Source organism: Desulfomicrobium norvegicum, assembly GCF_900114595.1.
GTDB classification, from domain to species: Bacteria; Desulfobacterota; Desulfovibrionia; order Desulfovibrionales; family Desulfomicrobiaceae; genus Desulfomicrobium; species Desulfomicrobium macestii.
This window is the reverse complement of record NZ_FOTO01000001.1, coordinates 250,864-262,648: the sequence shown is the minus strand read 5'-3', so window position 1 is coordinate 262,648 and position 11,785 is coordinate 250,864. Positions and strand designations below refer to the sequence as shown.

Annotated in this window: 10 protein-coding genes; 2 read left to right on the top strand and 8 right to left on the bottom strand. The window is 60.5% G+C overall.

The window, feature by feature from the left end:
• The first annotated feature begins 350 nt into the window (after positions 1-350).
• Positions 351-905 carry an RNA 2',3'-cyclic phosphodiesterase gene (thpR, locus tag BMZ24_RS01200; protein WP_092188447.1) on the top strand — a complete coding sequence of 185 codons (555 nt, stop codon included), beginning with the start codon at positions 351-353 and terminating at the stop codon, positions 903-905.
• 59 nt (positions 906-964) lie between these two features.
• Here the strand turns inward: thpR and BMZ24_RS01195 are convergent, their stop codons facing one another.
• Together BMZ24_RS01195 and BMZ24_RS01190 are read right to left on the bottom strand one after the other, a co-directional pair.
• A complete protein-coding gene (locus BMZ24_RS01195) occupies positions 965-2,710 on the bottom strand; it encodes an aldehyde ferredoxin oxidoreductase N-terminal domain-containing protein (RefSeq protein WP_092188445.1) in 1,746 nt (581 codons plus the stop codon).
• Complete coding sequence (locus tag BMZ24_RS01190; RefSeq protein ID WP_092188443.1) at positions 2,707-3,111, bottom strand: 4Fe-4S binding protein; 405 nt, start codon at positions 3,109-3,111, stop codon at positions 2,707-2,709. The genes BMZ24_RS01195 and BMZ24_RS01190 overlap by 4 nt, the downstream gene beginning before the upstream one ends.
• Positions 3,112-3,240: 129 nt before the next feature.
• On the opposite strand from BMZ24_RS01190, the gene BMZ24_RS01185 reads away from it, so the two are divergent.
• The gene (locus BMZ24_RS01185; RefSeq protein WP_092188441.1) at positions 3,241-3,558 is read left to right on the top strand and encodes a hypothetical protein; all 318 of its coding nucleotides are present in this window, start codon (positions 3,241-3,243) and stop codon (positions 3,556-3,558) included.
• 63 nt (positions 3,559-3,621) lie between these two features.
• On the opposite strand, the gene mnmG is transcribed toward BMZ24_RS01185, so the two are convergent.
• The 6 genes from mnmG to BMZ24_RS01155 form a co-directional block, all read right to left on the bottom strand.
• The gene (gene mnmG / locus BMZ24_RS01180; RefSeq protein ID WP_092188438.1) at positions 3,622-5,502 is read right to left on the bottom strand and encodes a tRNA uridine-5-carboxymethylaminomethyl(34) synthesis enzyme MnmG; all 1,881 of its coding nucleotides are present in this window, start codon (positions 5,500-5,502) and stop codon (positions 3,622-3,624) included.
• 4 nt (positions 5,503-5,506) lie between these two features.
• The gene (locus tag BMZ24_RS01175) at positions 5,507-6,736 is read right to left on the bottom strand and encodes a M20 family metallo-hydrolase (protein WP_092188436.1); all 1,230 of its coding nucleotides are present in this window, start codon (positions 6,734-6,736) and stop codon (positions 5,507-5,509) included.
• Positions 6,737-6,846: 110 nt separating this feature from the next.
• Positions 6,847-7,116 (bottom strand): PxxKW family cysteine-rich protein, encoded by a 270-nt coding sequence (locus tag BMZ24_RS01170; protein ID WP_092188434.1) that lies wholly within the window; start codon positions 7,114-7,116, stop codon positions 6,847-6,849.
• Between the two features lie 311 nt (positions 7,117-7,427).
• Entirely contained in the window at positions 7,428-8,135 is a 708-nt protein-coding gene (locus BMZ24_RS01165; RefSeq protein WP_092188433.1) for a hypothetical protein, read from the bottom strand.
• A 697-nt stretch (positions 8,136-8,832) separates the two neighbouring features.
• Complete coding sequence (locus BMZ24_RS01160) at positions 8,833-9,021, bottom strand: hypothetical protein (protein ID WP_092188431.1); 189 nt, start codon at positions 9,019-9,021, stop codon at positions 8,833-8,835.
• Positions 9,022-9,044: 23 nt separating this feature from the next.
• Positions 9,045-11,693 (bottom strand): PEP/pyruvate-binding domain-containing protein, encoded by a 2,649-nt coding sequence (locus tag BMZ24_RS01155; protein WP_092188429.1) that lies wholly within the window; start codon positions 11,691-11,693, stop codon positions 9,045-9,047.
• Between the last annotated feature and the right edge of the window lie 92 nt (positions 11,694-11,785).

The window sequence follows — 11,785 nt, the reverse complement described above, 5'->3', positions numbered from 1 at the left end:
GGAAGAGTTGGAGCCGGAGCTGGCGCTTGGCTGGTGGGCGCGTGGCCGGGCCTGGTCGGGGACGCTTGATGCCAGGGCGGAAGGGGGGAATGGAAAGATCGCGGTCACAGCTGCCATTTGTCCATTCCTGGTAACACCGAGCCGCCCCGCCTCCACGTCATCCCCGCGCAGGCGGGGATCCAGGCATTCCTGATAACGTCGAGCCGCCCTGCCTCCGCGTCATCCCCGCGCAGGCGGGGATCCAGGCATTCCTGATAACGTCGAGCTGCTCCACCTCCGCGTCATCCCCGCGCAGGCGGGGATCCAGGCTCTTTTGGCAGCGCGGTAAAAATTCAGCGGAGCGTAATCTCATGCGCCTTTTCATAGGCATCCCCCTTCCCGGCGAGTACGCGCAAATCATTCGCCAGATTCAATCGGCGTGGAAAAAGCGCCTGGCCTCGAAGGTGTCGTGGGTGCGGCCGGAACTGGCTCATGTGACGCTCAGGTTTCTGGGCGAAGTGGATGAGGACAAGGTGCCGGCCATTGTCCAGGCAATGCAGGAAGCGGCCCGGGGGAGCTTTGCGGCGCAGGGGGGAGCGGGCGGCTTTTTTCCTGCCGTGGGCGCGCCGCGTGTGGTCTGGGTCGGTTTGCGGCAGGGACGCGAGGAATGCGCGGCGTATTTTGAAAAGCTTGATAAAGGATTGGCTCAGGCCGGTTTTTTGGCCGAGTCGAAACCTTTTTCCCCGCATCTGACCGTGGCCCGGGTCAAGACTGCGGCCCGAAATGATGAGTGGTCCGCTCTGCTCGTCGATTTGAAGAAGGATTGGCCCGCGTTTACGGTGAGCCATGTCGTGCTCTGGCAGAGCATCCTCAAGCCTTCCGGGCCGGAGTATCGAAGAGTGGCGGAAGTGGAACTTAAGGAATGACTGCAAGGCGCAGTCCGGAGGGCATCTCCTCCGGGCAGCGCCTTGCAGTTGAATGCTTGTTATTGCTGTGGTTTGCCCATTTCACTGATGGCCGTGGCATAGGCCATGCGCAAGTTTTCAAGGTACTCTGGGTCGGCTTGCCCTTTCCAGGTGGTGACTTCCAGGAAGCGTTTGGGGATCTTTACTCCCATGGGGTCGAAGCCACCCGCGATCCGGGCCTGCCAGCGCAGTTTCTGGATGGAGGCCGCCGCGTCATCCAGGCCGTCGGCCAGGTTGCTGCCGCCGAGCACGGTCAGGCATTGGCGCAGGGTGTCCGGGTCATAGACCTTGCGGGCGAAGAGACAGGCCACCATCGAAGTCAGGATCACCCGCTCGCGTTCGTCCTCCAGCAGAAAGGCCAGGGCCTTGTCCACGTCCTTGGGCGCGTTGGACTGGTCGTAGCTGTAGGCTCCGGTGTCCAGGTGCGAGTGCCGAAGGCCCAGGGACTGGGCCACGTAGAAGACCTCGCCCGTGGCGTATCCGGCCATCTCCTGGCCCAGCACGCAGGCGAAATCCTCGCCCCCGTAGTGTTTGGCCGCGACCATGGTTCCGGCCGCCAGAAGTTTCCAGAACTCGCTTGCCGCTCCGGCCAGCAGGTGCACGGCTTTGAGATATCCCCGGACTTCGCCGAAGCGCAGTTCGATCCCGGTCTGTTCCGTCGTGACCACGCCCTTTTCAAGCGCCTCCGTGGCCCAGGCCAGGGCCACGCCGCCGCTCATGACATCGAGGCCCGCCTTCTCCACCTCGTCCATGACCGTGAGCACGTCCGGGGCGTGGGTCAGGCCGAGCATGGAACCCGTGGCGAAGATGGGCTCGTAGTCGTACCCTACCTGCCGGTAGAGATACTGGTTGTCCTTGTCGAATTTCTCGCGCACGAAGCCGATATGGATGCAGCCCACCGGACAACCCGAGCAGGCGGCATTGCGCAGCAGCGTGTCGTCGGCAAAGCGCTCGCCCGTGATGCCTTCGATGCCGGGGTCCGAGGTGGCCTGCAGGTTGCGCCAGGGCAGGGCTTTCAGCTCGTTCAGCGCCTCCAGGTTCGAGGCGGTGCCGAGATTGTGATACTTGCGCATCATATCCGTGTCCGTGACCTTGCGGAAGATGTCGGCGTACAGGGCCCCGTATTCCTTGCCCTCGGGCAGGTTCTGGGAGCCGTTGCCCTCGATGGCAATGGCCTTGACGTTCTTGGCGCCCATGACCGCCCCTCCGCCGAGACGGCCGAAATGGCGATAGGTGTCGACATTTATGCAGGCCATGGCCGACTTGTTCTCTCCGGCCGGACCGATGCGCATGATGGTCCGGTGTCCGGAGCCCTTGAGGATGCGGCGCAGGAGCTTGCCGGTGGTCAGGGCGTCCTTGCCCCACAGGTATCCCGCGTCCATGAGCTCTATGATGTTGGCGCCTAGATGCAGAACCGTGGGCCTTTCGGCGCGGCCGACGATGACCAGGGCGTCCAGCCCCGCGAAACGCAGGGCCAGGGCGCTGCGCCCGCCAGCGTGGGATTCGGCGTACTGGCTGTGCAGGGGCGATGTGAAGGCGCAGACGGTCTTGCTCATGAGCGGAAAAAATCCGGTCAGGGGGCCGATGCAGAAAATAAGGGGCTGCTCCGGATCATCCCAGGCCATGCCGGGCTTTGCGTAATCGAGATGAAGTTTGGCGGCCAGACCCGATCCGCCAATGAATGTATCCACGCCTGGCATGGAGCGGATGGTGGATCGGCCCGTGGACAGGTTGACTTCCAGGATCTTGAAGGTATCGGCGATCATGATTCCACCTCCTGCATTTCCAGACAGTCATGGGGGCAGAATTCCACGCAGTTGCCGCAGTGGATGCAGACATAGGGCCTGCCCTCGCGATCCTGGGCGATGGCGTCCACCGGGCAGGCGGCGACGCACTTGCCACACTGGATGCAGAGTTTCTTCTGCTGGGTGACTCCGCCGCCCTTGCGCTGCTTGAGGCTGCCCGTGGGGCAGGCCGCCGCGCAGGGGGCAGGGTTGCAGGCTAGACAGACCTTGGCCAGAAAGCCGGTGGAAAGGCCGCCAGAGGACAGAATGCGGATGCCGGCATTTTCCCAGGACAGACATTTGTGGACCACGCGGGCGCATGCCAAGGAGCATGAATGGCAACCGATGCATCGGTCCATGCGGGTCGCGACGAGTTGTTTCATAAGTGCTTTCCTGTGAAAGGGGTTCCAAAAAAATAAAGGTATGTGTCTTTGGCGTGATTGTGAAGGGGTGAGCGGGTGGTTTACAAGCCGGGACAAACGTGAAAGCGAGAAGCGGCACAGGAGGTGAACGTGGCGGAACGTGTTTTTTCCATCGTGACCAGACCGGATACGGGACTGGAACTTTTCGAGATCATTCAGGATCATGTCCGCGAACTGCATGGGCGCGGCATGGCCAGAACAGTGGGCTACGAGGTCATGAGCAACGGCCGGGTCATCCTCTTGAAGGTCCGGGGCCCGGAGGAAGATGTCATGCCTTCGGACGAAACCCTGGAGTCGGTGCTGGACGACGCTTTCGTGGCGCGGCTTGAAGCCCTGGCGCAGGAACTGGTTGACGGATTTCATGTGCCGTCTTTTGCCCACTGCGCTTCGGAGTCGGGTGAGGATTGATGGCGGGGGATGAGCCCCCTGGTTTGAAAGTGAAGATTTGAGAACGGATTCGGACGGCCCTGATCAGAGCCGTCCGATTTTTTTGAGCTGAATTTCAAGGCACGACAAGGCTGCGGGGGTGATCCCGGAAATGCGTCCGGCCTGACCGAGGGTGCGGGGCTGGATGCGGGTCAGTTTTTCGGTGACCTCGCGCGAGAGGCCGGGAATGCCTACGTAATTCATGTCTTCGGGCAGGGCCGTCAGTTCCATCTTTTCAAAGCGATCCACCAGCTCCTGCTGGCGGCGCAGATAGCCTTCGTATTTGGCCTTGATTTCGGCTTCCTCCAGCGCTTCCTCATCAAAATTGTCCAGCTCCGGCCACAGTGGTGAGAGAACCTCGATGGTCAGTTCCGGCTGGCGCAGCAGCTCCTTGAGGCTGACCGACTTTTGCGGGATCGTGCCGCCCATGGCCTCGACCAGATCCCTGGTCGCGGCATCGGGGCGGACGCGGATGGCTTCCAGTCCGGTCATGATTTCGTTCACGGCAGCCTGCTTGCGGGTGAAACGCTGCCAGCGGCTGTCATCGACGAGGCCAAGATCGCGCCCGATGGCGGTCAGTCGCTCGTCGGCATTGTCCTCGCGCAGCAGGAGCCTGTGTTCGGCCCGGGAGGTGAACATGCGGTAGGGTTCAAGCGTGCCCTTGGTGACCAGATCGTCCACGAGCACGGCGATGTAGGCCTGGCTGCGGGTGAGGATCAGCTCGGGCTCTCCGCGCAGGGCGAGGACCGCGTTGATGGCCGCCCACAGCCCCTGTCCGGCCGCTTCCTCGTAGCCCGAGGTGCCGTTGATCTGCCCGGCCATGTACAGGCCGCGCACCAGCTTGGTTTCGAGGGTGGGTTTGAGCTGTGTCGGGGGGACATAATCGTATTCGATGGCGTACCCGGGTCGGATGATCTGGGCCTTCTCAAGGCCCGGAATGGACGCCACCAGCGCCTTCTGGATGTCCAGGGGCAGGCTCGTGGGGATGCCGTTGGGGTAGACCTCGTGACTGGTCAGGCCTTCGGGCTCGACAAAGATCTGGTGCCGGTCCTTCTCGGGGAAGCGGGCGATCTTGTCCTCGATGGATGGGCAATAGCGCGCTCCGGTGCCCTTGATGACACCGGTGAACATGGGCGAGCGGTCGAATCCGGTGCGGATTATCTCGTGGGTGCGCTCCGTGGTGTAGGTCACGAAGCAGGGCAGCTGCCGGAGTTTTATGCCGGGGCTGTCGAAGCTGAAGGGGCGGGGCGGGTTGTCTCCGGCCTGTTCCTCCATGACGGAATAATCGATGGACGATTTGAGCAGCCGGGGCACGGTGCCGGTTTTCAGGCGTCCAAGCTCGAAACCCAGTTCGGCAAGTCGCGGCGAGAGGCCGTGGCTTGCCGGGTCGCCCTGGCGGCCGCCGCTGAAACTGTCGAGGCCGACATGAATGAGGCCCTGCAGGAACGTGCCCGTGGTCAAGAGCGCCGCTCGGCAGGCAATGGTCTCGCCCAGGGTTGTCACGACGCCCGTGACGCGTCCGTCCTCCACGGTCAGGGACGCGACCGTCTCCTGGCGCACGAAGAGGTTCGGGCAGTTGAAGATGTCCTGCTGCACGACCCGCACGTATTCGGTGCGGTCGATCTGGGCGCGGCTGGAGCGCACGGCGGGGCCCTTGCGGGTGTTCAGGATGCGGAATTGGATTCCGGCCTGATCGGCCCATTTGCCCATCATCCCGCCGAGGGCGTCGATCTCCTTGACCATGTGGCCCTTGGCCAGGCCGCCGATGGCCGGATTGCAGGACAGATGTCCGATGCGGTCGGCGTTGATGGTCAAGAGAAGGGTCTGCATGCCCATGTGCGCGGCCGCCATGGCCGCTTCGCAACCGGCATGGCCGGCGCCCACGACAATGACGTCAAAGATATCGGGCACGGTCGGGATGGTCATGTGTTTATGCCTGGTCGTCGAAAAGAAGATGGGCGAACACCCGGGCGTCGGCGATGGTGGCCGTCATCGAAGAGTGCTCGTTGGGCTGGTGCGCCGTGTGCATGAGGGTGGACCAGCAGATGGCGGGAAGGCCCCGCTTGCGGAACGCCGCCGCCACGGTGCCGCCACCGATCCCGATCACGCGCGCTTCAAGTCCGCGTGCCTTCTGAAGCGCGGCGGTCAGTCGTGTCACGGCCTCGCAGTCGACAGGCGTCGCCGGGGCTGCCTGTTCCGTGACCACGGGCGCGAAGGCGATGCGCACACCCCGCTCGAGTTCCACCTCGTCGCAAATGGCCCGCACTTCCCGTTCGATATCTTCCAGCGGGTAGGTGGGCAGCACGCGGCAGTCGAGATGAAAGACGTCCTGGCCGGGGATGGTGTTCACGTTGGGGACGTTGGCTTCCATTTTCGTCGGAGCAAAGGTGGATACGGGTGGATCGAAAAGCGGATCGCAGGCGTCGAAGACCGTGTGCAGGCGGTTCAGGGCAAGGATCAGCGCCGAGGCTCCGACCAGGGAATTGACTCCGGCTTCCGGGGTCGATGCGTGGCACTGCTTGCCCCGGACCGTGAACCTGAGCCAAAGCACGCTTTTTTCGGCGACCTCGATGGCCTGACCGTCCGGGGTGCCGAAATCCGGGATGACGATCAGGTCGTCCGCGGCAAAGACATGCGGATGGTGGCGCATGATGTATTCGATGCCATGCGTGTTGCCCGTTTCCTCGTCGGCCGCGAGCAGGATGCCGAGGGACAGGTCCGTTCGCACCTGGGCCGTTTCAAGGGCGCGCAGCAAGAGGAGCGCGCTGACCATGCCCTGATGGTTGTCTTCCACGCCCCTGCCGTAGATGAGGTCTCCCTCCTGACGCAGGACAAAAGGGTCGCCCTGCCACAGGGACAGGTCCCCTGTGGGCACCACGTCGGTGTGTGCGATGAGCCACAGCGTGCGCGGGCTTTTGCCCGGTCGCCTGATGATCAGGTTCGGGCGGTAGCCGCAGTCGACGTTATCGTCCGGAGCCTTGATCGTTTCCGCCTGGACGCCTGCAAACCGGGCCACATGATCGGCCAGGTACTCGACCTTCATTTTTTCACCCTGCCCCCCATTGGTCGGGCCAAGGGCGGGGATGGCCACAAGGTCGGTCTGCAACCGCAGCAATTCATCGCGGCTGTTTTCCAGGAGTTCTAGCACGGTGCTCAGCATGGTGGCGTCCTTCGGGGTTGTGGATGACTTCAAAAGTCACTTCTGCCCGGAATTTTGAAGAAAAAAAAGGCAGGAAAAACCTGCCTTGTACGAAGTCCGTGATGAAAGGCTTAACGACCTTTGGCTGCGCGCTTGGATGCCTTGAGCGGGTTGACCTTGGCCTTGCCCTTGCCGGGTGCGGTCTTGGTGTGGGTCGAGAAATTGCAGGTTCCCAGTCTCCACTTCGCTGCGGGCTGGGGATACGTTCCGCAAAATTTGGCGCTTTCGAATTCTTTGATCCGCTCGCAGCCTTCACACTGTTCCACAATCGGGTGCATTACAACGCCGTTGACCTGAACGCCTTCGTCGGTCTTGACGGCATTACTGAAATCTACTGCCATGAGGCTCCTCCATAATTTTGTCCTGAAATGCTGCCGCGTCTTCGGCCGGTGAAAATAGCGGCTTTACGCTGATCACCGGAAACTCGCTTTATTTTTCGAATCAAACATAAAAGTCAAGCTTTTTTTCTTTTTGCAAGAGGCGCCTTTCTTCCTCTGCCCAGGCTGCAAGCAGCTTTAGCGGTGTGCGTCTTTTTTGGCGCTTTCCGGAAGGGGTGCGTCCCGACGGAATTCTGAAAGCCTGACACAAAGAAACCAGAGCCTGCATGAGACCCTGGTTTCTGGTTTCGTGCGTCTGCCTTTTGGCCGTGAATCTACTGGGGCTTCTTGGGATCCTCAAGACTCAGGAAGGACAACTCGTCGTCATCTGACTTGCCCGAGGTCTTTTCCGGGGAATCGGTCCCGAAATCAAGGAGTATTTCTGTCTCCGGGGAAAATGAAGGCTTTTTGGCCGCAGAGGACTTGGAGCGTGGTTCATCATCCAGGGGTGCGAGCATTTCTTCGAGTTCCGGAATGAAAAGATCTTCGCGCTTGGGTTTGCTTGGAGCCGGAACCTGCGGGGCGGGCGGAGCGTCGAAGGAGGCGCTGAAGTCAAGCTCGACCATGTCTTCGGCAGGGAGCGTGTCCAGAAACAGATCTTCTTCCGGCTTGGGCGTCGGCGCTTTTTGCGCGGGAGCCGCTTCCCTGACCGGGACCTCGGTCATGGTGAAATCCAGATCCGGAAAGTTCGAGACGTCGATGTCGGTATTTTTTGCGGCGGCCGCGGCGGGTGGTGCGGCCAGATAGTCCCCGGAGGCGGCGCCTGTGTCGTTTGCTTGCGCATGGAGTTCGGTTTTCTGCGGCTTTGCGGAAAAATCGGGCTCGGGCTGTTGTGGGGCGGGTTCCTGCTTCAGCCAGTTGACTCCCGAGGCGGAGACCCAGTTCAGGTAAAGAGCCTTGCGGGATTCTTCCCAGTCTGCTCCGCACTTGGGGCATGCGCTGACGTGGTCGAAGGAGTGGAATTTACATTTTTTGCAGTACATGAGGTGTCCTGAATTGGCGTTGGTTTATGTTTGCGCATACCCCTGTACACTGGAATGCTTCTCTTATGCAAGCAGCCTGGCCATTGATGAAAAATGAAGTTGTGCGTATCAGGCTCCGTTAAATTATCAGGCATGTTGGGTGGGCTTGGACGGCTGGCACTCGGAAACAGACTTGTTCAAAGCTTGTCGAAGGCCGCCATATGCAACGCCCGCAAGCGAGAATTGTTCATGGAATCACAAAAAGAGGGAGGCGGGAAACTTTCGTTTCCCGCCTCGCGTAAAACCGAGATGACTAAAAACCAGATGCGATGTGATTCCGATCAGTTCGCCGGGCCTGTTCTGGGCCGGCGGTTGACATCCATGTTGTCATTGTGACTGGAATAAACGCCTCTACAAGTCTGTTACCTGTGTTACCTTGGGAGTTTCCTTCCAACGCGCCTTTCAACCAACATTTTGTTTTTGGTTTCTGACCAACGCGCCTCTTTCTTCAAAGCGAAAGATGTTCCCTAGGAATGTTTACAGCCGACACGCCTGTGATAGAGGTTTTTTCCTGATTTCCTTCCAACACGCCTCTGCAGTACAGATTTGGTTGTCGGTTTCTTTTGAACGTCACCTTGGAGACATTGGAACCATTTCAATCCGCATGCGGCAGATTCTTGATTTCACCTAGTACTGCAATGCAAGCGAAAGTCAAGATCTATTTCTTGCGCATCCTGTCGGCCATTATCTTGGTGGCGGCGGCGAAAATACCGCAGACGATGCCCATGAAGAAGGCCTTGACCGGCTCGTAGCCGAACCAGCTGGCGATCATGCCGATGGAGCCGCCGATGATGACTCCGCGCATGACGGCATGGCTTGGTGTGTTTTCGTTGGATCTGTCGCTCATTTTTCCTCGTACGCAAGCCTTTGTCAGGCCTTGTTTTTTGCATCCATCATCGCGTGAAGCTGATTCAGGATGCGTTTTTTATAGAATTGGACCACGTCTTCCTTGTTCATGATCATGTCCAGCTGCCTGGTGTGGATGAGGATGTGTCCCAGGATTTCAAGATGATTCTCGATGAATTTCTGGTCGCAGTCGTCCAGCCGGGCGAAAAGCGCGTCTTCGCGCACTCTGGTCCGGAAGTTGAATTCGTCGAGTATTTCTCCGACGAACTTCGCCCTGCGAACCTTGCGCTGGTGATCCGCAGCTCCGCCCTTGAACTGGAATCGGATGTAGTTTTCACGCGGTCTTGGCCCGGCCAGTGCCTCCACGGACGTGAAGTGATAGCCGAACCGGGACTGCAGGTTGCAGAAGTGTTTCGAGATCATGAAATAATTTCTTTCCGAGAACTGGGACGCCATGGCCGGTTCCAGGTTCCTGTTGGTCGCGGACTGGAAGAGCACCGACATGAAGCCCTTGCAGTCGATGCACGGGGGGCCATCCCAGGGATAGGCCACGATGCCGCGCCACAGCGCGAGCATGGGAACGGAGGTGATCTTGTCCAGCGGGATCATCTTGTCGCCGGTATCGCTGACAAATCCGTCCTCGAGATTGATGATCCACCATTGCATGGGCACGATGGTCTTGAGCTGTTTGCTCGACCTGGGAGAAAAATTGTGGTCGCGGCCGAAACTGAACATCTCCTGCACGGATTTTTCATGGCAGAAGCGGGTGATGTCGTGCAGCGTCTTACAGTTGGCCGGAGTGAAGTCGAGCCCGTCGGGGTCCAGAAGGTTCAGGGGGATGATGTGGCGGTTGACGCGCTGCAGCGTCTGGAAGACCGGGCTTCCTGCCATCATGTTCGGCCGCTGTGGCTTGCGGTCCAGGAGGGTTTCCTGGAGTCCAGCGTAGACCGCGCAGTTGTCGGCGTCGAGGGTGATTTCCTGGCCGGTTTCAAGGATGCTTGTGGCTGACGGGACGCCGAACAGGCCTGGGACCTTGAATTCCCTAGCCACGTTGGCCAGATGGCCGGCGACGCTGCCCTGCTCGGTGATGACGCCCTGGCAGCGGTTCAGGACGGCGGCCCACTTGGGCGCGGCCTCCACGCAGACCAGGATGGCGTTGTCGGGCAGCACGAGGATGTCCACGTCCTTGCGGACGATGTGCACCACGCCGTGGGCTGTACCCGCACTGGCGGTCTGGCCTTCATGCACCAGGGGAGTCACCCCCGGGAGCAGCTCCGAAGCGGACTGATCCTGGCGAACTTCCAGCGGTCGTGTCTGCAGGAGGACGAGCCTTCCCTCCGGGGAATAGGCCCATTCGATATCCTGGGGGATGTCGTAATGCTTTTCTATGCGGACAGCCATGGTCGCGAGGTCCATGATCTGGGGGTCGCTCAGGGTCGGTTGCTCGCAGAGCGCCGGATCGACCGATACCCGGCAGACGCCTTCAGCGGCCGAACAGACCAGCGACGATTCCTTGCGCGGCACCTTTCTTTCAATAATTCGCGGCTGAGGTTCCTTTTCCACGATGAATTCGTCGGTGGTCGCAGTACCGTCGACCACGCCTTTGGCAACTCCCCAGGCGGAAGTGATGCGGACATGGGCACCCACGCCGTTCAGCGGGTTGGCCGTGTAGGCGACACCTCCGGCCTGCGAGGTGACCATGCCCAGACACCCGACGCACATCAGCACGTCATCGTCCCGGATGCCGAGCATGTAGCGGTAGGTCATGGCGTGAGCGGAATATTTGCTGGCAATGATTTCCTTGTAGCCATCGACAAGGCTGTCCCGGTCAAGATTCAGAAGGGATCTGTGCTGGCCGGCAAAGGATGCTCCGGCGCTGTCTTCGCCCAGGGCGCTCGAGCGCAGCGCCACGCGGACATTGGACCCTTCGCGTTCACAGAGTCTGTCGTAGGCACCGAGAATCGCGCTTTCGAGCTCGGGTGGAACCTCGGCTGCGAGGATCATGCCCCGGATCTTGGCGCACATTTCCAGCAGGGCGATGGGCTGATCCGTCTGCGGTTCTTCGTCCGGTTCGGGCGCTTGGGCGGCCCCGGCCGCGAAATGGGAGGCCATGGGGTGGCCAAGTACGAGGCAGTTGATTTCGTCCCAGAGACCAGAGTGCTGCATGAAGGTCATGTAGGCTTGGGCGGTGATGGCGAATCCGTCAGGGACCGGCACCTGCAGGGCATTGCGCAGCTCACCCAGGTTGGCCATCTTGCCGCCCACGTCGTCGATGTTGCGAGCCGTGATGCGATCCAGGTCGAGAATCAGGTCATTGCGGCGGGCGGTCTGGCGCAGGGAGAGTTCCTGCTGGATATTCTCCTGGATGGAGCGCATGGCGTCCCGCAGTCCGAGATACTTGCCCGGGGCCAGAAACAGGAGGTTTTCAACGATGGAAAAAACCTTGGCCGTGGCTCCGGTGACCCGCGACCTGAGGAAGTGCATGCCGAAATGCCGATGCCCCAGGGCCGCGCTTTCGAGGTCGGTCATGATGTCCAGGGCGGTGTTGTTGGCCGAGAGGAGCCGTCGAAAGGCCTGATATCTGGCCTTGAACTCGTCATCCTGTCCGCTGTCTTCCTCTTGCGGGGGCGGGGTAGGGGAAAAAAAGTTTCGGACGCGCTGCATCAAACTCATTCGTGCTCCATGCCGGGGTTCCCGGTGGCTGTATACCTATTGCAGGGAACGTTCGGTCAATCTCGTTGTCTTCTGACACAAAAGAAGCCCGG